Annotated in this window: 17 protein-coding genes; 3 read left to right on the top strand and 14 right to left on the bottom strand. The window is 50.4% G+C overall.

Annotated elements, in window-relative coordinates; translation table 11 throughout:
- Positions 1 to 94: 94 nt before the first annotated feature.
- Positions 95 to 2,530: a GH36-type glycosyl hydrolase domain-containing protein gene (locus ACYUJT_RS04585; protein ID WP_460319132.1), complete on the top strand. Its 2,436-nt coding sequence runs from the start codon at positions 95 to 97 to the stop codon at positions 2,528 to 2,530.
- Positions 2,531 to 2,621: 91 nt separating this feature from the next.
- On the opposite strand, the gene ACYUJT_RS04580 is transcribed toward ACYUJT_RS04585, so the two are convergent.
- Genes ACYUJT_RS04580 through ACYUJT_RS04565 form a run of 4 tightly spaced genes read right to left on the bottom strand, consistent with a single transcriptional unit; the run spans position 2,622 to position 6,433 of the window.
- Entirely contained in the window at positions 2,622 to 3,011 is a 390-nt protein-coding gene (locus tag ACYUJT_RS04580) for a RidA family protein (protein ID WP_460319131.1), read from the bottom strand.
- A gap of 27 nt (positions 3,012 to 3,038) precedes the next feature.
- Complete coding sequence (gene nhaC, locus ACYUJT_RS04575) at positions 3,039 to 4,517, bottom strand: Na+/H+ antiporter NhaC (RefSeq protein WP_460319129.1); 1,479 nt, start codon at positions 4,515 to 4,517, stop codon at positions 3,039 to 3,041.
- A 19-nt stretch (positions 4,518 to 4,536) separates the two neighbouring features.
- Entirely contained in the window at positions 4,537 to 5,712 is a 1,176-nt protein-coding gene (locus ACYUJT_RS04570; protein WP_460319127.1) for a MalY/PatB family protein, read from the bottom strand.
- A gap of 46 nt (positions 5,713 to 5,758) precedes the next feature.
- Complete coding sequence (locus tag ACYUJT_RS04565; RefSeq protein WP_460319126.1) at positions 5,759 to 6,433, bottom strand: helix-turn-helix transcriptional regulator; 675 nt, start codon at positions 6,431 to 6,433, stop codon at positions 5,759 to 5,761.
- A gap of 241 nt (positions 6,434 to 6,674) precedes the next feature.
- On the opposite strand from ACYUJT_RS04565, the gene ACYUJT_RS04560 reads away from it, so the two are divergent.
- Positions 6,675 to 7,925, top strand: a complete 1,251-nt coding sequence (locus tag ACYUJT_RS04560; protein ID WP_460319125.1) for a methyl-accepting chemotaxis protein — start codon at positions 6,675 to 6,677, stop codon at positions 7,923 to 7,925.
- A gap of 61 nt (positions 7,926 to 7,986) precedes the next feature.
- On the opposite strand, the gene ACYUJT_RS04555 is transcribed toward ACYUJT_RS04560, so the two are convergent.
- The 7 genes from ACYUJT_RS04555 to ACYUJT_RS04525 form a co-directional block, all read right to left on the bottom strand.
- Positions 7,987 to 10,182: an alpha-galactosidase gene (locus tag ACYUJT_RS04555; RefSeq protein ID WP_460319123.1), complete on the bottom strand. Its 2,196-nt coding sequence runs from the start codon at positions 10,180 to 10,182 to the stop codon at positions 7,987 to 7,989.
- 116 nt (positions 10,183 to 10,298) lie between these two features.
- Entirely contained in the window at positions 10,299 to 11,408 is a 1,110-nt protein-coding gene (locus ACYUJT_RS04550) for a DUF4349 domain-containing protein (RefSeq protein WP_460319121.1), read from the bottom strand.
- 159 nt (positions 11,409 to 11,567) lie between these two features.
- The gene (gene dcuC, locus ACYUJT_RS04545; protein ID WP_460319120.1) at positions 11,568 to 12,995 is read right to left on the bottom strand and encodes a C4-dicarboxylate transporter DcuC; all 1,428 of its coding nucleotides are present in this window, start codon (positions 12,993 to 12,995) and stop codon (positions 11,568 to 11,570) included.
- A 122-nt stretch (positions 12,996 to 13,117) separates the two neighbouring features.
- Positions 13,118 to 14,038, bottom strand: coding sequence for a ribonucleoside hydrolase RihC (gene rihC / locus ACYUJT_RS04540; RefSeq protein WP_460319118.1), 921 nt, complete (start codon positions 14,036 to 14,038; stop codon positions 13,118 to 13,120).
- Positions 14,035 to 14,925 carry a ribokinase gene (gene rbsK / locus ACYUJT_RS04535; RefSeq protein ID WP_460319116.1) on the bottom strand — a complete coding sequence of 297 codons (891 nt, stop codon included), beginning with the start codon at positions 14,923 to 14,925 and terminating at the stop codon, positions 14,035 to 14,037. The genes rihC and rbsK overlap by 4 nt, the downstream gene beginning before the upstream one ends.
- A 15-nt stretch (positions 14,926 to 14,940) precedes the next feature.
- Positions 14,941 to 15,921: a LacI family DNA-binding transcriptional regulator gene (locus ACYUJT_RS04530; protein ID WP_460319115.1), complete on the bottom strand. Its 981-nt coding sequence runs from the start codon at positions 15,919 to 15,921 to the stop codon at positions 14,941 to 14,943.
- Between the two features lie 201 nt (positions 15,922 to 16,122).
- The gene (locus ACYUJT_RS04525; RefSeq protein WP_460319114.1) at positions 16,123 to 17,901 is read right to left on the bottom strand and encodes an ABC transporter ATP-binding protein; all 1,779 of its coding nucleotides are present in this window, start codon (positions 17,899 to 17,901) and stop codon (positions 16,123 to 16,125) included.
- A gap of 160 nt (positions 17,902 to 18,061) precedes the next feature.
- Here ACYUJT_RS04525 and ACYUJT_RS04520 point away from each other — a divergent pair, with 160 nt between their 5' ends.
- On the top strand, positions 18,062 to 18,505 hold the full coding sequence (locus ACYUJT_RS04520) for a helix-turn-helix transcriptional regulator (RefSeq protein ID WP_460319113.1): 444 nt from the start codon (positions 18,062 to 18,064) through the stop codon (positions 18,503 to 18,505).
- A gap of 67 nt (positions 18,506 to 18,572) precedes the next feature.
- On the opposite strand, the gene ACYUJT_RS04515 is transcribed toward ACYUJT_RS04520, so the two are convergent.
- The 3 genes from ACYUJT_RS04515 to ACYUJT_RS04505 all read right to left on the bottom strand — a co-directional run bounded on the left by ACYUJT_RS04515 (position 18,573) and on the right by ACYUJT_RS04505 (position 23,111).
- Entirely contained in the window at positions 18,573 to 18,875 is a 303-nt protein-coding gene (locus ACYUJT_RS04515) for a hypothetical protein (RefSeq protein WP_460319112.1), read from the bottom strand.
- Between the two features lie 229 nt (positions 18,876 to 19,104).
- Positions 19,105 to 21,522, bottom strand: coding sequence for a heavy metal translocating P-type ATPase (locus ACYUJT_RS04510; protein WP_460319110.1), 2,418 nt, complete (start codon positions 21,520 to 21,522; stop codon positions 19,105 to 19,107).
- Between the two features lie 95 nt (positions 21,523 to 21,617).
- On the bottom strand, positions 21,618 to 23,111 hold the full coding sequence (locus tag ACYUJT_RS04505) for an amidase family protein (RefSeq protein WP_460319109.1): 1,494 nt from the start codon (positions 23,109 to 23,111) through the stop codon (positions 21,618 to 21,620).
- Positions 23,112 to 23,154 lie beyond the last annotated feature (43 nt).

Raw genomic sequence — 23,154 nt, 5'->3', positions numbered from 1 at the left:
TTTATCAAGGGCATTACAGGCTCCTCTCTATCATGAGAGGATGCCTTTTGCAATAAAATAAACGCGCGTTCATAAACGAAAGGAGCCATCATTCATGAAATTCGGAAAATTTGACGATCAACGCAAGGAATATGTCATCAACACCCCTAAAACTCCTTATCCCTGGATCAACTACCTTGGCAACGAGGAATTTTTCGGTCTGATCTCCAACACTGCCGGAGGGTACACGTTCTACCGTGATGCCCGGCTGCGCCGGATTACCCGCTACCGCTACAATAACATTCCGTTGGATACGGGCGGACGGTACTACTATTTGTACGATAACGGCGATTTCTGGACGCCGGGCTGGATGCCAGTCAAACGCGAGCTCGACTTCTATGAATGCCGCCATGGCCTCGGTTATACCTCCATCACGGGGGAGCGGAATGGCATTTCGGTGACGCAACTGGCCTTCGTTCCGCTAGGCTACCAGGGGGAGGTACATCGCCTCACCGTCAAGAACACGAGCAGTGAAGCCAAAAACGTATCTCTGTTCTCCTTCGCCGAATTCTGTCTCTGGAACGCGCAGGATGACATGACGAACTTCCAGCGCAATTTGAGCACCGGGGAAGTCGAAGTGCAGGATTCCGTCATTTATCATAAAACCGAATACCGCGAGCGCAGAAATCACTACGCCTTCTACTCTGTCAACCGCCGCATCGACGGCTTCGATACGGACCGCGAATCGTTTGTAGGCCTGTACAACGGCCTTCACGAGCCGCAGGTCGTCACCGCAGGCAAAGCGACGAATTCGATCGCTAGCGGCTGGTCTCCGATCGGTTCCCATGAAATAAAGCTGTCCCTGGCTCCAGGCGAAGAACAAAGCCTGATCTTCATTCTTGGCTACGTGGAGAACGAAGAAGATGAGAAATGGGAAGCGCCCGGCATCATCAACAAGAAGCCTGCCCTGGCAATGATCGAGCAGTTCGCGACTGACGAGGACGTCGATCGGGCAATGCAGGAGCTGGCTTCCTATTGGGATGGCTTGCTGTCCAAGTATCAAATCCAAAGTGATGACGACAAGCTGAACCGGATGGTCAACATCTGGAATCCGTATCAGTGCATGGTCACATTCAACATGTCCCGTTCCGCTTCCTATTTCGAATCCGGAATCGGACGCGGCATGGGCTTCCGGGATTCGAACCAGGATTTGCTTGGCTTCGTTCATCAAATTCCGGAAAGAGCCCGGGAGCGGATTCTCGATATCGCGGCAACCCAATTCGAGGACGGCAGCGCTTATCACCAGTACCAGCCGCTTACAAAGAAAGGCAACAATGAAGTCGGCAGCGGCTTCAACGACGATCCGCTGTGGCTGATCCTTGGCACATCCGCCTACATCAAAGAAACCGGGGACATGAGCATCCTTGACGAGCAAGTTCCGTTCGATAGCAATCCAGACAATACGGCCACCTTGTTTGAGCATTTGAAGCGCTCCTACTACCATGTCATCAACAACCTTGGCCCTCATGGCCTGCCACTGATCGGCCGCGCCGACTGGAACGATTGCCTCAACCTGAACTGCTTCTCCAAAGAACCGGGCGAATCGTTCCAAACGACGGCCAACATTGAAGGGCGTGTGGCGGAATCCGTCTTTATCGCCGGATTGTTTGTCTTCGTCGGTCCGGATTTCGTGAAGCTGTGCCGTCTCCGCGGCTTGGAAGAGGAAGCTGGCGAAGCCGCAGCTCATATGGAAACCATGCGCACAACAACGCTGGAGCATGGTTTCGACGGCGATTGGTTCCTGCGGGCTTATGATCATTACGGCGAGAAAATCGGCAGCAAGGAGAACGAGGAAGGTCAAATCTTCATTGAGCCGCAAGGCATTTGCGTCATGGCCGGCATCGGCGTCGAGGAGGGTCTGGCTCAAAAGGCGATGACCTCCGTTGAAAAGCGCTTGGATACGAAATATGGCATCGTTCTGCAGCAGCCGCCGTATTCCAAGTACTACCTGAACCTTGGCGAGATTTCATCCTATCCTCCTGGATATAAAGAAAATGCCGGTATTTTCTGCCACAATAATCCTTGGATCATGATCGGGGAGACCGTGCTAGGCAACGGGGATCGCGCCTTCGAGATTTACTCCAAAATTGCCCCAGCGTATCTTGAGGAGATCAGCGACATTCACCGGACGGAGCCTTATGTATATTCGCAAATGATCGCGGGTAAAGATGCGGTTAATCACGGAGAAGCGAAGAACTCCTGGCTGACCGGGACGGCAGCTTGGAACTATGTGGCGATTACGCAGGCCATCCTAGGCATTCAGCCTGAGTTTGACGGCCTGAAGCTTGATCCGTGCATTCCTTCCTCCTGGAATGGCTTGCAGGTAACCCGCGTATTCCGCGGAGATACGTTTGAAATCTCTATCAAAAATCCAAGCCATGTGTCCAAAGGCGTGAAGAGCATCACGATTGACGGCAAAGCCATTGAAGGCAATGTCATCGCTCCAATCGGCGATGGACGCACGCATCAGGTCGAGGTTGTGCTTGGCTAAGCTTGCAACTCTTATCCATTTATAAACAATAAACAGCCCACCATCCTTTGATAGGATGATGGGCTGTTGCTTTCTGCTAATCTGACGCTAGTTAAAATTTAGCGGCAACCACTTCAATTTCAACCAAACCGTCCTTCGGCAGCCGTGCGACCTCAACGGCGCTGCGTGCCGGATAAGGCTCGGCAAAGAAGTCGGCATAAGCCGCATTGACGGCCATAAAATCATTCATGTCCTTCAGGAATACGGTTGTCTTCACGACATCCTCCATACCATATCCCGCCGCTTCCAGAATCGCCTTCACATTGAGCAAAGAACGCTTCGTCTGCTCTTCTACAGTTGCCGGAAATACGCCGGACGCATCCATGCCGAGTTGTCCCGACGTGAACAGCAAATTTCCGAATCGAACCGCTTGTGAGTACGGCCCGATCGCTCCTGGTGCCTCTGTTGTCGCTACTACTTGCTTGACTTGTTGTTGTTCCATTGGTATTCTCTCCTCTTCTCTATTTGTTTATTTTATTGTCTCTTCGTCATACTCCCGCAGCATTTCCTGCTGCTGTTCAGGCGTCAGCTTGGCAATACCGATGCCGGTAAAACCTAAAATCGTGGCGAAGAAAATCCCCGTCCAGCAAAGCACTGCCCAAGGCAAATAGCTAAGCGTTGCGACGCCCAAAGTTCCTGCCATATAAGCACCTGCAGCCGTCCACGGCAGAATTGGTTCGATGATTGTTGCAGAGTCTTCAATCGTCCGCCCCAGGTTCTTCGGATGCAGGCCGCGGCGGATATAAGCTTCCCGCAGCATTTCGCCCGGCATCAGGATGGACACTTGACCGTTGCTGGTCACGCCGATCATCGTCAAACCGGTGATGATGGTCGTAACGATCAGCGAGCCTGTCTTATGAACGAACTTCAGCAGTTTGTTAACGATGAGCTCCAGGGATTTCGTCAAGCTGATCGTCCCGGCGAACGTAATCGCACTAAAGCAAATAAGCAGCGTTCCCATCATCGAATTCATCCCGCCGCGGTTCAAAAGACGCGGAATATCGGCAATAACGGTGTCAGCATTAAAACCGGCAGCATGCACCATCGCAACATCAAAGCCGTTGATTACCGAAGATACAACATCATGCAGAGTAAATCCTTGGAAGATCATCGCATTCGCCATCGCGAAAAAGGATGAAAACAGCATGACCGGAATTGTAGGCTTTTTCGTGATAGATCCGTATAAAACAATGAGTACAGGAACCAGAAGCAGCAAATTCCAGTCGAAAATCGTATCTAAGGTCGACATGATCATTCCAACCTTCTCAGGTACTACCGCGCCTGCAGCGTTCGCATTAAGCCCGGTAATGACGTAAACGATGCCCGCAACAACAAACGATGGCAGCGTCGTATACAGCAAATGACCAATATGTTCATACAAATTAACGCCTGTGGATAGTGCAGCAATATTCGTCGTATCGGAAAGCGGAGACAGTTTATCGCCGAAATACGCGCCCGCGACTACTGCACCTGCCACAGCCGCCAAGTTGACATCCATTCCAGCGCCAACGCCCATAAAGGCTACCCCGATCGTTCCGGCGGACCCCCAGGAGGTACCCGTACAAATCGAAACTACAGAAGTTACGAGAAACGCTGTAATTAAAAGAAACTGCGGGTTAATCACTTTCAAGCCATAGTAAATCATCATCGGAATCGTTCCACCGACCATCCATGCCCCGATCATAAAGCCTACCGTAATCAAGATCAGGATTGCCGGCATCGTCTTGGCTATTTTCTGCGCGATCGATTCCAAAATATCATCGTACTTATAACCCAGCTTAACGGCGATCAGGCCGGCCACGACCGTAGACGCGATGATTAACGGCTCTGGCGGCAGCTCGAACATGACGTAGCCCAAGCTGAGGAATAGCACCATCGTCAGGATGGGAAGTAGGGCCAAGAATAATGTCGGTTGTTTTACATTAGGGTTTATGTTCTGCTTGCTCATGATGTATTTTCCTCCTAAATTAGCTCTTCTTCAATGGATAGGCTGCAGCCATCCGCGTCAAGGCTTCTTTAAGCACGCTGCGCGGCGCGGCAATATTAATGCGAATAAAGCCTTCGCCTTCTGTCCCAAAGGAGCACCCGAAGCTCACGCTTACTCGTGCGGTTTGCTCGATCCAGCGCTTTAAACCGCTTTCCGCCTGGTCGACAGCTCGGCAATCGACCCATAGCAGATAGGTACCTTCTGGTTCAATGACTGTTAATTCCGGCATATGCTCTTGGATAAACGTTTTTGCATAAGCCATATTATCTCTTAAATATTTACGCAGCGCCTCAAGCCAATCATCGCATGCGGTGTAGGACACTTCCAAAGCCGGTACCGCGAAAAAGGTCGGGTTATGGATGCCGGCTTGCTGCAAGGCCTGCTTGAATCGCTCCCTGATCGTCTCGTTAGGGATGATGATATTGGAAATTTCCAAGCTCGCCAGGTTAAACGTCTTACCTGGGGATGTACAGACGATGCTGCGCTGAGCAATTTCCTCCGACAGCTTGGCAATGACGGTATGATCATGCCCTTCGTGGACGAAATCGGCGTGAATGTCGTCGGAGATGATCAGGGCGTCATACTTGATGCACAAAGCGGCGATCCGCTCCAGCTCCGCTCTCGTCCATACGCGTCCCACCGGATTGTGGGGCGAAATTAGAAGTACGATTTTTACCCCTTGCTGCATACGCAGCTCCATATCTTCGAAATCAATTTCATAACGGCCGGAAACGAGCTTCAAAGGACTTTCTACCAGCACGCGATGGTTTAAAGTAACCGCTTTAGCGACGGGCTGATAAACAGGCGTATGAATAAGAATGGCGTCTCCCTCATTCGTAAACTGCTGAATGACCAAGGATACCGCTTGTATGATCCGCGGACAAAATACGATCCACTCCTGCGGCACCTGCCAATGGTAGGAACGGTCCAGCCAATTCTGCACTGCATTGTAATAGGAAGCAAACGCATCCGTGTAACCGTAGATGCCATGTCTTGCGAACGCTTCAAGCTTCTCTACTACTGCAGGCGGTGCTTTCACATCCATATCGGCCACCGATAGAGAAATCATGTCCTCGCCCATCGATTCGACAAGACCATCCCATTTTGCACTGTTCGTCCCTATGCGTGAAACGACTTCGTCAAAGTTGTATTCCATCCTGCATCCTCCTTGATGTCCATTACTGGGTGCATGCCCTCCCCGCCTATCTCAGCTTCTGCAGGTAACGATACACTGTAGGCTCGGAGATCGATAGCGCGCTGGCGACCTGGGAGACGCCCCCTTTAAGCAAGAATACTCCCTGTTCATTCAATTCTTTCACGATTTCGATTTTTTCATTCGAGGATAGGCGGTCAATCGGCAGATTCAATTTGCTTAGGGCATTGGCGATAATATGCTGCAGCAAATCATCCACATTGCCTTGTAGAAATTCCGATTCCTGAGGCTTGTCCTCGGCAGCCATGTCCATAGGCACCGGAAGCGTAAGCGAACCGCCCTGCAGCACATGATTGATCCACTCAGCCGCAACCTCCATATGTGTAATATCGATGTTTAGACACATCAAGCCTACCAGCGTCCCCTCGGTATTCTTAATAAAATAAGTCGAGGATCTGAACTGCTGTCCCCGGGAACCGGTGGCCTTGTAATTAACGATATACTGTCGATCCCGATATGCCTCTCCCTTCAATATTTTGAGCACAAGATCCGTGGAACCGTCTCCAATCTTCCGACCGCTGATATGCCCATTTTCAATGAAAATGATTGAACGCTCCGGATCGCTGATATCATGAACGACCACTTCGCACTTTGGACCGACAATGGCCGCGATAAAAGAAGCTATCGGAAAATAGGACTCCAGCAGCCGCCGAGTTGCTTCCATTCGTATCCCCTACTCTCGTTTTATTGTTTGGATGATAATAATTTTCTTATCTTGATAATAATTTATTATCTAATTTTATGATAAAAGATGCTTTAAGCGTTTTCAAGTGTTTTTTCAGGATAATTTCCTGCCAATTTCCGCCACTAGTTCTACCAAATTTTCGAAAATCGATATATCCGCTTGGCCTTTCGGATGATATAATGGGATAAACATCCTATTTTTTAAGGAGGGCATCATTCTTATGTCATGGTTCAACAGACTTCCCCTTGGCGGAAAGATTTCAGCAGCTTGCTATTTCATCGCCGCCCTATTCGGAATACCGACGCTGATATTATTCATTCTACAGGGCCACTTATTGACGGGGATCGTCTTGGTTGTCATTCTAGGAGCGCTTACTATCCCTTTTACTCGCTACGTTCAGAAAGCGCTTACGGAATCATTCGATGACATCTCCAACGCTTCGGCCAAAATTGCCAAAGGTGACTTCACGAGCCGTATCAGCGAATCGGGAGCCATGGACAATTTAAGTCGGACTTTCAACAGCATGATAGACAGACTTCGTAAAATTCTGCAAGAGACATCTGATATTACCCGTAAAGTCATGGATTCCAGCCGGGCTATTTCGGACAGAAATGAGGAGCTCATCCACGTTATGGGCCAGGTGGCCCAGTCCTCGAACGAATTGGCGATCGGAGCCAACGAGATTTCCGAGGATGTCAGCGACATGACGGACTCGATCCGCCAGATCGAAGATAAGGTCAGCAATTATACCGATTCTACCAAAGAAATGAATGACCGTTCCCGCGAAACGCTGGGACTTGTCGAGAAGGGCCGGGAATCCGTATCCAGACAGGCCGAAGGCATGCGCCGCAACATAGAAGCCACGCAGAAGGTGGCGGAGTCGATCAATGAGCTCGCCGTGAATGCCCAAGGCATTACCCGCATTACGGCTACGATTTCGGAAATCGCTGAGCAGACCAACCTGCTGTCGCTCAACGCCTCGATCGAAGCGGCTAGAGCAGGAGAGCATGGCGCAGGCTTCGCCGTCGTCGCCCATGAGGTCCGCAAGCTGGCTGAGGAATCCACCGCCTCCACGAAAGAGGTATTCAGCCTCGTGCGCAGCATTGAGAACGACGTGAAGCTGGCCGGACAAAATATTAAGATTAACGAAGAGGTCGTACAACAGCAAAATCTGATGATCCGGGAAGCCGAGCAAATTTTTGCGCAAATCGTACAGAGCGTGCAATATATTTCCGAGCAAATCGAAGCTTTCTCCCAAGAAAGCGAAAGTATGCTGGACAGTGCGCACCATATTTCCCAATCCATTCAGAACATTTCAGCCATTACCCAGCAGTCTGCTGCTGGTACGGAGCAGGTATCGGCTTCGATGAATGAGCAGATCCAATCGATCCAGAAAATGGCGGAAGAAACAGAAGCCATGAAAAACGCGGTTTTCCAGCTGCAGAAAACGATACATATTTTCAAATTCTAGATGTTGATGCAAAAAGAAAGAAGCCATGGCCGGAGGCCATGGCTTTCTTCATCCTGCGTTCTTATTGCGAAACGGCTCTTAGGTGCACGACTCTGCTCTCGAAATCGCCCCTAATGTTGGTGATCGGCAAGCCGGCCGCCATCAACCGGTCACCGCCGTAGACGGTATCCGAATCTCCCAACTGGTAGTCCAGCAGCGGGTCGAGACCTTCCAGCTTTACGCGCTTCAGCGGTGCATTCGGCTCGGCGAGTACATGGAAGTAGAACAGCAGCGCTTCCCTCCGGTCTTCGCTGACGAACATCCATGATGTTTCATTGCCTTCGAAAGGACTTAGCAAGCGATACAGATCTCCCTGCTGCACCAACCCGCGAATTTCCTTATAGCCTGCGATCTGGGCTTTGGCGATTTCCACTTCCTCCGGCGTAAATGTCGTCAAATCGAGCTCATAGCCGAAATTACCGGACATGGCTACGTCCCCGCGGAATTCCAAAGATGTCTTGCGGCCGACCTGATGGTTCGGCACCGCCGACACATGAGCGCCCATCGTCGAGATCGGGTAGACGATACTTGTGCCATATTGGATTTTCAAGCGCTCGACGCCATCGGTATCGTCGCTCGTCCAGGTTTGCGGCATGTAATAGAGCATTCCCGGATCAAAACGCCCTCCTCCTCCGGAGCAGCTCTCGAACAGAATATGCGGGAACTCGCTGGTTAAGCGCTCCATCAACTCATACAAGCCGAGAATATACCGGTGTGCCGTCTCGCTCTGCCGCTCGGCAGAGCTGAGCGCCGAGCCGATCTCCGTCATGTTGCGGTTCATGTCCCATTTAATATATGAAATCGGCACGCTGGCAAAAATATCGCTGAGCCGCCCGTACAGATATTCCCGTACATCCGCGCGCGACATATCGAGAATAAGCTGGTCGCGCGCCTCGGTTCTGCGGTGATTCGGCACGTGCAGGCACCAATCTGGATGACTGCGGTACAATTCGCTGTCCGGGGAAATCATCTCCGGCTCGAACCATAGTCCGAACTGCAGCCCGTTCCGCTTCACCCGCTCCACAAGATCCTTCAAGCCTTCTGGCAGTTTGCGGCGATCCTCGAACCAGTCGCCAAGCGAGCTGTTGTCGGAGTTCCGCTTGCCGAACCAGCCGTCGTCCAGCACGAACAGCTCGATACCGAGCTCACCGCCCTTTTTAGCAATGGCTTCAATCTTATCGGCATTGAAATCAAAATACGTAGCCTCCCAGTTGTTGACGAGAATCGGGCGTTCGCGATCCCGGTGCACGCCTCGGCACAGTCTCGTACGATACAGCTTGTGGAATGTACGAGACATGCCTCCAAGCCCTTCTGCGGAATAGACGAGTACAGCTTCCGGTGTCTGGAAAGATTGTCCCGGCGCAAGCTTCCAGGAAAAATCGAAAGGATTAATGCCAAGCGATACGCGCGTCGTTCCGAATTGATCCACTTCGGCCTCGGCGGCAAAATTCCCGCTATAAATCAAACTGAAGCCGTATACCTCGCCCTGGCGCTCGTTCGTCTCGGGACGGAGCAGCGCGAGAAAGGGGTTAAACTGATGCGAGCTCGACCCTCTGCGGCTGTTGATTCCGGTTACCCCCGGCGCAAGCGCTCTTCGCTGAATATGGCGCTCTCTAGCCCAAGCTCCGGATAAATACAGCGCATCGTAATGGGCATCGGGCAAGTCGATCGAAGCGCTCAACGCGCGTTCCAGTTGGAGTGGTTCTCCGGCTTCGTTCGACAGCCTAGCCGATCTAGCTATGGCGCTGAATTGCTCGAATACCGTGTAATACAGTGTTACGCTTAGCCCTGCATCCGCATCATGCAGCACCAGTTCCAACGTCTCAGCTTCACTCTCTTGCTCGATATAAGTCGCTGGAAGCCCTTCCAAGGCTGGTTTTCCGGCTACGATGCGGTGGGATTGATACACCAGCTCGGAAATGCGGGTTCCGTCGGACAGCTTGACCTGGTAGGCCGGGTTCCGGAAATCGCTCGTGCCATACTGCGGGTACTCCTGCGGCAGAGTGTCCAGCGATATCGTCTTATCATCCGGAAATGGATTAGGACAGAACGAAGAGCGCTCCACCCTGTAGAGCAAATCATTCAAATTACTTCCTTGCCGAAGCTGCGGACCGAAATATACATGTGCAGGCAAGCCCCGCACGAGTTGAATTACGTAACTGGTTTGATGCGATTGCAGATGAAAAATACCGGAAGTTTCGTCATAATAAATAGGCATTCCATATCCTCCTATCAATAGCTGATACCCTGTATTCTACTATGTTCTCCTAGTTACGTAACGTCAGTAAAGTGATATTCTATATGGAATTTTGTGTCCTAATTTCAGTGGATCGCTCAATCTGTGTCATCTTCATGACGTGAATTGGCCTGATCATCCGCTGCCTCTGCCTGGCCTGGTTGCTTGGTTTCGGCCGGGGTATGGACTGTATTTTTGCGATGATGACGATATTCCCTAGCTTTAAGCAGCCGCTTGCGGTGTACGATCCAGATCGGGGCAGCAATGATGCCGATGAGCAGCAAAATCGGCAAGGATCCGGACAAAATAATGATAATCCATTCCACAACCGTGGATAATGCTTTCAGGCTGCCGTCCAAAGCGCTCCACGCCCGGTTACCGAGCGGCTCCTTTCCCTTGGTAGAAGGTTTGATCTGGTTCACCTCCGGTTGATATAACCGGATCTCCACCGTAGAATAGGCCACGTTTTGGTCAATGTAGCGCATCCGTCCCCGGATTTGCTCGATTTCAGTCTGAATCCGCTCCAGTTCATTAGCAAACTCCACCATTTGGCTGCTCTTCGTTGCTTCCTTCAGAAACTGCAAATATCTGGATTCCATCGCCTGCTTCACTTTGAGCCGCGACTCCAAATCGACATACTCCTCGGAAACATCCTGCCCCTGCATACTGCGCTGCAGTGATTCATGCTCCAGTTTCTCCAGCCGGTCCAGAAATGAGGAAAATCCGGACGACGGCACCTTTAGGATAATCGTGCCGCCCTGCTCATGCTGCGACTGATTCTCGGTAAACTCCACAATGTAACCGCCAGCCATGGCCACCAAATTCCGTACCTCGGACTGGGCCTTGCCATAATCCTTCACTTCCAGTACGACGTTCGCCCGGTATATCAGCTTCTTATTCAGCCCGGCCGAGGCATCGACCCCCTGCATCCCAGGGCTTCCCCCTGACATCTGAATGTCGCCGGTCTGCGGAACGGACAACTGCTCTCCTACAGGCGTTTCCTTGCTGTCGGCAGCCTGCATGCTCTGTTCGGTTGCTGTGCTCATGCTAACATTCGCGCTCGAGCTCATGGACTCAGACTCCGAAGAAAAACCGCTGTCCGCCCTGCTGTCGGCTGCTTTATTGTTGCTCGCGCTTCCGCACCCGCCTAACAGCAAAGACAATGCCATTATGCCTATACATAGTACCAATTTCCATTTCTTGATCATTCTATTACCCCCTTTGCACCCTGGACGCTTCCATTGTTTGGAAAGTTGCAGCAAAGCGGTAATTATTTTGTCTGACGACGTAGGCTCCTAAGCCAAATAAAAAAAGAAGAACAGGGTCTAAGCCTGTTCTTCTCAGTTTGTTTGATGATGAATTTAATGTTATAGGAAGATAACCATAGACAGGATAAACATAAAGATCACGCCTGCGATCATAGGAACCGACGTTCTTTTTACGATAGCAATTGGATCCGTCTTCACTGTACCAGCAACGATCAGCACGACGGCTGCCACCGGCGACACCGCGCGGAACAGATTACCCGAAAGTCCCATCGGCACCGAAATTGCAATCGGGCTGATTCCTGCTGCGTCCGCTAATGGGACAATCAGTGGCACCATTGCGAAGATCAAGGCCGTGCCGCTGCCGCTAAGAATAACGATCAGCGCCGTAATGGCTACAAGGACAAGCGGCAGAATGAAGTCTAGTCCGTTTCCTTGAATATTTTGCATGGATTGCTGAAGCGCATCTACCAGACCGATGGATTTCAGCCCTGTAACGAAGACGGAAGCCGCAACGAGCAGAGCAACGATCGGAACCGCTCCGCCCATGCCTTTAAAGAAGGATTCCGTTTTTTCGAGTACGCTTTTGTCGCCTTTATGGCGAATGATTTCGCAGACGATAGCGAGCACGAACGACACTAAGGTCGCCACCTCTACGCTAAGTTCGATGGCATTGCCTGTCGTAAGCTGAATCGCGTAAGTACCCAGCAGCAGGATAATCGGGAAGATCGGCAGGATTGCATACACTGTTTTGAACAGCTTGCCGCCCTTGATCTCAATGTCTTCCTTGATTTCATGATTCATCTCGGCATCAGCCTGCAAATGGCTGGATTTCTTGTCCATCCGCTTCTGCCAATAATAATGAACCAGTGCAATAAAGATTAAGGTCGGAATAGATACGATAGCATGATATCTGAATACATAGTCCGTTACCGACATGTTGGCGAACATCGCGTGCTTGGCCAATTCCTCCGCGATGGCGACGTTGTCGCTTCCGAGCGGCGTAGGAACGATCGTAGCGGATGTAGCGATGACCGCCGCCGCAGAAAGCGCCGACATACCCGCTTTTCTAAGGATTGGGAACAAGGTTGCCAGCAAAATGATCGCCAGGTTCGATGCACTCGGAATGACGAGAGACAGCAGATTGCCTAGCAAAAATACGATAGGAACCAGAATATAAGCCGACTTAATTTGGGAAATAGGTTTCGTTAAAGCGCTGACCGTCACTTCGTTCGCTCCAATGGAGGACATATAAGCGGTATAACCTCCAAGCAGGAGGATGATGAAGCCCGCAGCCGTGAAAGTCTGCTTGAACTGAATCACGATCACCTGAAGCGGATCCAGCCACAACGAACCCGTCGATTCGAAATCCTTAACAGCGACACCGTTGCCCATTGCCGTTGCGACCAATATTAAGATGATCCCCATGAGAAAGAGAGTGATTTTGATGTCCATTTTCTTGATTAACATATAAATGACGATAAGTACAGCGACAATCGCTGAGCCGTACATGACTAAATTAGACCCCATAAAGACGTTCCTCCTAAAGATGCAGATTGGGTGCTGATAAAAACTAAAAATCAGATGCAGATCACAGTATCCTAAGATCAGGCAAAGATTCGTAGTACGGAGCCCAGTTGATCAATCGTAGCTTAGTTGCACTTGCTCAAGCCTTCCATAAACCACATTTTGAACATTTGCGGGTCAATATCAACGCAAACTTTAGCGTTGCTGTCCTGGCCAAGATATCCTTTCAGATCGACAACGGTACAGCCGGATGTTAGGGTACCGCTTAGTTCTATATCCACGAAAGTATCGGCAACGGTGAACATTTCCGGTTGCAAAAGATAGGCAATCGCACAGCTATCGTACATTTTCAGTCCCGTCTTCATGCTGCCGCCTCTATATTTTTGGAACAGCTGATAGATCATTCGTCCCGTCTCGTTCATATCCTTCAACTGCTCGCTATCTTCAGGATACACGAGTGCTTTCAATCCAACGTCAAGCCCAACCATGACGACAGGCAGATTGCTTTGGAACACAATCTTCGCCGCTTCCGGATCGGCAAATATGTTGAATTCGGCCATAACTCCGGCGTTGCCGCGGGCCGTCGATCCGCCCATGATAACCACTTCGGCGATCTTCTCTTTCACTTCCGGGTACATTCTCAATAGAAGCGCGATATTCGTCAAAGGACCGATCGGGACTAATGTCATCGGCTGCTCACTTTCCATAATGACCCGATACATCGCGTTGACCGCATTCTCCTGCAACAAGAGCTCTTTCGTTGGCTCTTCGAAATCATAGCCGTCCATGCCAGTAGAGCCATGGACATTACTCGCATCGATCGGCGCTTTGATCAGCGGTCTATCCGCACCCATCGCTACCGGGATGTCTTTCTTGAAAAACTTCAGCAATTTCAAGGCATTCAAAGTCACCTTATCCAGACCCACATTTCCGGCTACAGTCGTGATTAAGCGAACATCCACTTTCTCGCTATACAAGGCGATCGCTAACGCAACTGCATCGTCGATTCCTGGATCGGTGTCAATAATAATTGGTCTTTTGTTCATTGGATTCGTCCTCCTTGAATAAACTGCGCAACTTCATCTCTAGTAGGCATTCCGCTCTGAGCCCCAAGCTTCGTTGTCGAGAGGGCAGCAACGGCATTGCCGTATTCGCAAGCATCTCTCAAGTCCATTCCTTGGCTTAAGGCAACGGCCAGTCCCCCGTTAAAAGAATCTCCCGCTCCGGTCGTATCAACGACCTTGATTGTGTAGGCCGGGACATTCACTTCTTGTCCTTTATCCATAACCGATACGCCCTGGCTTCCTTTCGTAACGACCAGCTTGCCGCTGATATCCTCGTCATGAAGCTGCTCCTTCAAGACGGCCTGCTCGTGTTCATTTGGCGTAAGATAGTCCACCTGACGTATCAGCTCTGCTGGCAGCTCCTGAATCGGAGCCGGGTTTAGGATAACGGTAACCCCGTTCTCTTTAGCAATCTCAACTGCTTTTTGCACACCTTCCAGTAGTATTTCCAGTTGCACAAGAAGAATATCACTATCTGCGATAACTTCTCGCTTAGATTCTACAAAAGATGCGGTTACATGATGGTTAGCTGCAGGCACGACAATGATACTGTTGTCCTGATTGTAGACGGTAATCGTAGCTGTTGCCGTATAACCTGTAACCGGTTCCACATCACTTACATCAACACCTTCGTTTCTAAGGTGCTGCAAGATGTCCTGACCAAAGCGGTCATTCCCGACACAGCCAATCAAACGAACGTCTGCTCCAAGCCGTGCTGCCGCTACCGCTTGATTGGCTCCTTTTCCACCGGGATTCATTTGAAACTGCTTGCCCAGGAGCGTCTCACCGATTTGAGGCACTTGAGTTGTTATGGTGACTAAGTCCATGTTGATGCTGCCAACAACAGTAATTTTAGGTTTACGCTCCATTCCTATTTCTCCTTCTTAGGTTGATTCTCTCTCTATAAGGGTTACATCCAGTATTTTATAAGTCTCCTGATCCGTGGTCTGCTGTTGTTCCATTAAGCTGACCAGCAGCTTGGTTGCCTTCTCACCCATTTCGTAGATAGGCTGTTCTATCGTGGTTAGTTCCGGCGTGGTCGCCTTGGACAAGTTGATGCCGTCAAAACCGATGATGGCTATATCTTCGGGCACTTTTTTGCCAAGCTGATATGCCGCCTTAATCGCTCCAATAGCCATAATGTCATTCGCCGCAAAGATTCCATCGATATCAGGATGCCTTTGCAGCAGTTCCAGCGTCGCTTGAATGGATGACTGCATGTCATATTGGCCCTCCGCGATATATGTTTCGTTGAACCATGGCTCTTCACCGACGATTTCCTTGTAGCCTTCACAGCGCTCTTCCGCATTGACTACACTGCTGTGTCCTTTAATGTGGCCAATCCTGTGGCAGCCCTTGCTCTGTAAAAAGCGCGTTGCCATCATGGCCCCTTTCTTATTCTCTACGACAATCGTCGGCAGGCCTTTACTAATCACACGGTCGATACTGACGACCGGGATGTTAAGCCGTTCGATTTGAGCCGCGGTCAGCGTATTGGAAGAAACAATAATACCGTTTACATACTGCTGCTGCAGAACATCCAGGTAGTTCTGTTCCTTCTTCTCATCTCCATCCGAATTGCAAAGAATTACATTGTATCCTAACTGAATTGCCGTATCTTCAACCGCTCTCGCGAGCTCAGGAAAGAAGGGGTTCATAATGTCGGGCACGATCAAACCGATGGTGCTGGACTGTTTCTTGAACAGGCTTCTTGCCACCTCGTTCGGCTTGTAATTGAGCTCTTTAATCGCTTTTTCAACTTTAACCCTCGTATCCTGGCCTACATATCCGCTATTGTTCAAGACTCTGGATACAGTCGCTACAGATACGCCTGCATGCTTGGCAACGTCTTTGATTGAGATCATATGTTCACTCCACTCATAGGTAACCGGTTACACACAAAAATATACTCCCCATTTCGTAAGAAGTCAATATGTTTTTAATTTTGGGCAAAAATCCTTGTACTTTGAAAACCAGAATCAACTATTCTTTCATTTTCAAATTAACTAATTCACGAGATCACCAGCAGCAATATTCCGGTGATCTCGTGGTCCTTTAAGACAGACCTACATATTTTTCAACTTGTAAAATTCGCCTTTTAAGTTCAACAGCTCGTCGTACGTACCGCTCTCCACGATTCTCCCCTTCTTCATGACCACGATGCGGTCCGCATTCTTCACGGTCGATAAGCGATGAGCCACGATAAACGTCGTCCTGCCCTGCATCAGCTGCTCCATCGCTTGCTGTACATGGCGCTCCGACACATTATCCAGCGCCGAAGTCGCTTCATCGAGAATGATGATTTTCGGATCGCGGACAAGCGCCCTGGCTATGGCAATCCGCTGGCGCTGGCCGCCGGACAGCTTGCCTCCATGCTCGCCAACTGTAGTGTCTAGCCCATCTGGCAGGCTGTCAATGACATCTTGCAGATTCGCCATCCAGATGGCCTGCTGCAGCTTCTCTTCGGAAATATGCGGAAGTCCATACGTGATATTCTCCCGAATCGTCCCGGAGAATAAAATATTGTTCTGCAGCACGATGGCCAGAGACCGGCGGTATCTCCTCATGCTCAGCTCATTCATCGGGATCCCGTCGATCATGATTTTCCCCGACTGCGGCTTGTAAAATCCAATAATCAGATTCAGAATGGTCGATTTACCCGAGCCGGACTCCCCGACAAACGCAACGGTCTCTCCCGGCTTGACGGTTAAAGAGAAATCCTGCAGGACATGGCGCCCCGATCCTTTGTACTTGAATCCGACTCCTTCAAAACAATATTCGCCCACGATGCGCTCGGGCTTCTGCCGTCCTTTGTATTCCTCCGTCTCATCGGATATGATCACTTCCGTAACCGAATGCAGGGACTCGAAGCCTTTGACCAGATTAGGGTACACGTTCAGAATCGAGCTGACCGAGTTGATAATCATAGCAAAAAAGCTCTGATACATCACAATGTCCCCGATTTCCATGTATCCCCTATAAGATAAGTATGCAGTAAAGAACAAGCATCCGACCTGGAATAATTGAAACACGGCCCAGTTCGTAGAACCGAAGTAAGCCTCCAATATGTCCAAGCGGTACCCGCGCTCCCGGATGTTCTGCAAAGCGTCATCTACCTTGCGTATTTCCACTTCCTCGAGGCCATGGGCCCGGGTGACCGGAATCATCTCGACGGTTTCAGACACCTTGCCGGACATTTCCTCGATCTTTTTACGTACCTCGCGGTTTTGCTTCGACATTTTTGAGCGAAAAAAACGTACAAGGGTGATCGCCGTTGGAGCCATTAAGACGAAAAACAACGCGACAACCCAGCTATGGTATAACGTAAGTCCAATAACAATAATGAGATTGATGGCCGCCGGAATAAGGCTAGTCATCATTTGCCGCGACAAAAAGTCGATGGCTTCCACATCCCGCAGTACTTTGGACTGGAGCCGGCCGGCGCTCATATCCCCGTGATAGCTTAAGGATAATTGCTGCATCTTTCGCACCAAAGTACTGCGGAGCCCTGCCTCCACATGCCGGACAGCCTTGCTGATGTAGCTGACATGAAGAGTATGCATCGGAATATTCTGCAGGATCACAACGATGATGACACCTAGATTGATCCAAAACTCGCGCATGGAGTGGCGGTCGGGATAGCTGACGATATTGATGATATTTGCGGTAACGATCGACAGCACCCATTGAGGAGACGATTTGATCGCATAGCAAAATGCAGAAAGAGCTACCTTGCTGATATGTTCGCGATACAATCGGCCCAGCAGCCTTAGCGGCTTGATCTTGGCGTCCTGCTCGTTTTCGAACACTTTGGAATAATCAAGCGAAATCTCTGATTTAGCCATGTTGTTCACCTGCTTTTTAGCTTATGATAGGTATATCGAATCAGGCCAATGTGAGGGCACAATCAAGTATAGAACTCTCCCTATGTAATCTCTATAACATCTTCGGTCTGATTTAAAACGCAAGTTTTAACCAAACCGGACATGAAGGAGCTTAGAATATATGATTACGACTTATCCTGACCAGCTGTTTCCCCATCTTCGCTCCGAAGCCGTGCTGTTCGCGCCGCACACAAGAACGGTTGAGCATGGCTGGATATGCGGACGCCATATTCATCATATGATGTTCGTGGTGATGGGCGGGGGCGGACCTGTAGAGGCTGGCGGTCCTGCTGCACCAAGCGACTGGCTGGAAGACATCTCCCGCAAGCTTGGCATCAGCCGCAGGCACTGCCACCGGATATTCCGCCAAGCCTATGACATGCCGCCGCGCGACTACTTAATGGTGCTGAAGCAGCAAGAAGCCGTACATATGCTCATGACGAGCAGTGAATCCATAGAGCGTATCGCCCACCGTATCGGATATGAAAATGTGCAAAGCTTCAGCCGGCAATTTACCGCATGGGTCGGCTGCACCCCTGGAAATTTTCGCAGAAACAATCGATAGCGGTAGAAAGCCAACAACGGCTCGAGCCTGATGCCCGAGCCGTTTCTTTTTTGCCGATTGCTGCAGCCTATTTGCTTTTTCCTTTGCTTTTTCCGTTACTTCCCCCCGTTTCATACCAATCGAATTCATTCCAGTTGCTCTTGATCTGCTCGATCTGCTTCCGCATGCTTGTGCCCTCCAATTCCGCGACAAGTAAATATGTAATCCCGAGAATCAATGCGATCGTACTAAGTATAGTCGGACCATCACCGATAAAGTTCAACATTTCATTGAAGTGATCTGCGTTCCATGCGGAGGAATTAGACCCATAAATTGCTGCAGCCAAGTATCGTATGCCGTACAGAAATGCCGCGATCATAATCAAGAGCATTCCTGTAGTCCTTCTATGCATCATTTATCACCTCAGCATATGTATGTATTCGGGACCAAACGGTGTATGCCTCTGTCCTCATGTCACAATTTTACAAGTAGTTAATGGCATTATACAAGGGACTTAACTCATACTATTCAATCTTGCTTTATACTAAAAAAAAGAGGACGATAGCGAGAAAAATCCCGCTATCTTCCTATGAAAACTGCAATTTAAACTAAATTAGGCCCTATATCTTCATCCGCTGTAGTCTTAAAGCATTCAAAACGACGGAAACGGAGCTCAGAGCCATGGCAGCTCCTGCAATCCATGGGGCTAACAACCCAAATGCTGCGATCGGAATACCCAGAGAATTGTATCCAAGCGCCCAAAATAAATTTTGGCGAATATTGCTCATCGTTTTGCGGCTCATATAAATCGCATCCGGGATGCTGTTCAGGTCGCCTTTCATTAAGGTTACATCAGCTGCTTCCATCGCAATATCGGTCCCTGTTCCGATAGCCATGCCTATATCGGCCATCGCTAGGGCTGGAGCATCATTGATCCCATCGCCGACCATGGCAACCTTTCTCCCTTGCTGCTGCAGCTTCTTGACTTCCTCGGCCTTCCCTTCCGGAAGCACCTCGGCCAGTACGGTCTCTATGCCAGCCTGCTTGGCAATGGCTTGAGCGGTACGCTCATTATCTCCGGTGATCATGATAACGTTAATGCCCATCTCTTTCAATCTGGACACGGCGGCCTTGGAGGTTTCTTTTATAGTGTCGGCAACCGCGACAAGCCCTGCATACTTCCCATCTACCGCCACGAGCATCGCCGTCTTTCCCGCTTGCTCCAGCGCATTCATCCGTTCATGGACCGCATCGCCGACTTGTACGTCCTCTCTTGCCATTAATTTGCGCGTCCCAATCAGGATATCTTTACCTTCGACGGAAGCTCTGACTCCGTAGCCAGGGATGGCTTCAAAGCTTGCTGCATCTGGCGGTGTTACGCCTCTCTCTTGTATACCAAATACAATCGCTTCCGCCAGCGGGTGCTCCGAGTTTCTCTCGGCCGCTCCGGCCAGCCGGAGGAATTCCTGCTCAGCCATCTCCTCAGGATATACATCGGTCAACTCGGGTTTGCCTTTCGTAACTGTCCCCGTCTTATCCAATACGATCGTATCGATTCTATGCGTCGCTTCCAAATGCTCCCCGCCCTTGAACAGCACGCCCAGTTCCGCCGCGCGGCCAGATCCGGCCATGATTGAAGTTGGCGTAGCCAATCCGAGCGCACACGGGCAGGCAATGACCAGAATAGCGATCGCGATCTCAAGCGCATGGGCGAAATTGCCCGGTGCGGCCCAGAAATACCAGACGATGAAGCCTAGTATGGCAATCCCAACCACTATGGGAACGAAAATACCCGAGATGACGTCTGCAATCCGCTGTATCGGCGCCTTGGAGCCTTGGGCTTCCTCCACGACCTTGACGATTTGCGCCAAGGCTGAATCCTTGCCGACTTTGGTCGCTTCCAGCTTCAGGCTGCCGTTTTTGTTGATCGTTGCTCCGATGACGGAATCTCCCGCTTTTTTCTCTACCGGAATACTCTCCCCGGTTAGCATCGATTCGTCAACCGACGATGCTCCTTCAACTACTTTACCGTCCACCGGGATCTTCTCTCCAGGCTTAACGATGACGATATCGCCGCGAAGCACATCCTCTACCGGAATACTCTGCTCCTGCCCCTCCCGGACGACAAGAGCCGTTTTGGCCTGCAGCCCCATCAAACTCTTGATCGCTTCCGAAGTGCGTCCTTTCGCTAATGCCTCGAACCACTTTCCAAGAATAACAAGCGTGATCAATACAGCACTCGTCTCATAATACATTTCTGGAGCATGCTGTCCACCGCCTGACATCCACTTCAACGTTAAATATAGGCTGTAGAAATACGCGGCAGACGTTCCAAGCGCAATAAGCACGTCCATATTGGCGCTCCTGTTGCGCAGCGCCTTATAGGCTCCTGTATAGAACTGCTTCCCGATATAAAATTGGACCGGTGTAGCCAGCGCCAGCTGGACCCATGGATTCATCAAAAGATCAGGCAGCCAGATCCATGACAGGAACGAAAAGTGGCTTACCATCGCCCCAAGCAGCGGCAGCGATAAGATCGCAGAAATGAACAGCTTGCGTTTCTGCCGGGCAATCGCCTGTTCCCGGTAATCGCCCTGGTCTGCTTGCTCCTGCTTTACTACAGCTTCATAACCGAGCTTCGCAACGCGCTCCTGTATATCTTGGACGGATACCTCCCCGGGGTTATATTCTACCTTTGCCGTTTCCAGCGCAAAATTAACGGACGAGCTGGATACCCCTGGCATTTTGGCTATCGTCTTCTCGATTCTAACCGCGCAGGCCGCGCAATACATTCCGCGCAGCTGCAAATCAGCAACATCCTTGGCTACGTCGTAGCCGAGCTTATGAATCGTCGCTTCCAGCTTGGGAACGCCGGTGATTTCCGGGTCATACGTCACTGTTGCCCGCTCTAAAGCGAAATTTACGTTCGCTTCCTGCACGCCTTCAAGCCGGCCAAGACTTTTCTCGATCCGGTTGGCACAAGCGGAACAAGTCATTCCCGTAATTTGCAAAGAAGCCGTATTATTCTCCTTGCCCATTTTAGTACACCTCAATTCTATGAGTCATGCCACACGAACCTGTCGTCCATGCAGCATGTTATGTACTTATAAAATATACCCCCACGGGGTATATGTCAATCCCTAATTTCATTAAGGTCAGGAGGTAAGCGGTGCAGCGTAGCTTGTTCAAACCCATAAGCTAAGCGAATCAAAATGGGCTCGCTGAAGGCCGTACCTACAAAAGTTATTCCGTGCGGCCCTTTCGTCGTATACCCCTCCGGGGTAATAACCCCTTCCGAAACAAAGCCTGCAGGCACAGTAATGGATGGATATCCTGCCCGGGCAGCGAGATCGTTGACATCGTCGTCCCCCAAAATTAGCAATGCATCCAAATGATATTGCTCTATTGCAGCAGCGATTCCCTGTCTCCCTGCCAATTCGAGATTTCTCCGCTTACTGTCCAAATACGCCTGCTCGGTCAAGGTACCGCTTGTCCGGTTCGACGAAAGCAGCATATCCTGTCCGTATTTCAAAGCGGCCTCCGCATGCTGCTCGTTAAACCGGATTACATCCTCCAGCGAACGAGCATTAACTGTTTCCGGCAGTTTCTTCAAATAGTCATTCAGATATTTCTTAAATTCGAAAAGGAGTACATTGAAGTCCCATTCTTGCCCCTCACATGGCAGCACGACAGGATCGATGATCGTTGCCCCTTCGGCCTCAAGTACATGAATGGCTTGTTCGACCAGAGCCAATCTCCCTTCGTCAAGTTGCCGATAATAATATCGCGGAATGCCGATGCGAGCCCTTGCCAGGTAAGTGCGGTCGAGGAACGGCCTATAATCCGATAACGCCAATCGGTCCTTCGACATAGTCGCAGCATCCCTCGGATCTTGGGCAGTGAGCGCACCCAGTATAATCGCAGCGTCGGCAACCGTGCGCGCCATTGGACCCGGCGTGTCCTGCGTTTCGGTCAAAGGGATGATTCCATGCCGGCTAATCAGGCCTACCGTCGGCTTAATTCCGACAATGCAGTTATGACTGGCTGGGCTGATAATCGAGCCTGTCGTTTCCGTGCCAATCGCCGCAGCAGCCAAGCCGGCGGCAACTGCCGCAGCCGACCCGGAACTTGAGCCACCGATAAAGATCTCTCCTGGGCCATAAGGATTTAACGTTTGTCCGCCTCTTGAGCTGTATCCTGCCCACATCGTGCTCGACATGAAATTTGCCCATTCGGTCATATTGGCTTTGCCAAGAAGAACAGCGCCGGCAGCGCGCAATTGCAAGGCGACGGAAGAATCCTCCTTCGGAATGGAATCCGCCAAAGCTATTGAGCCCGCGCTAGTGCGGGTCTGGTCATGTGTCCCGATATTGTCTTTCAGCAAAATGGGAATACCGTGCAGCCCTCCCCTGCTGCCCCGCTCCTTTCGTTCCCGATCCAAAGCTCGCGCTATATCCATCGCTTCCGGATTGACCTCAATAACCGACTTCAGGCGATGATCATAACGATCAATTCGTTCCAAATATGCCGCAACCAATTCCTCGGAACTAATCTCCCCCTTCTCCATCGCCCGCTGCATCATATCCATGTTGGCCTCGATAATCCATTCTTTAAGCTGAATCCCCATAGCCTGCTCCCCCATTCCTATATACTTAACAATTTCTACTCTT

Source organism: Paenibacillus sp. YSY-4.3, from assembly GCF_054767475.1.
The sequence above is the reverse complement of the archived record's forward strand: the minus strand, read 5'-3'. Positions and strand labels throughout refer to the sequence as shown.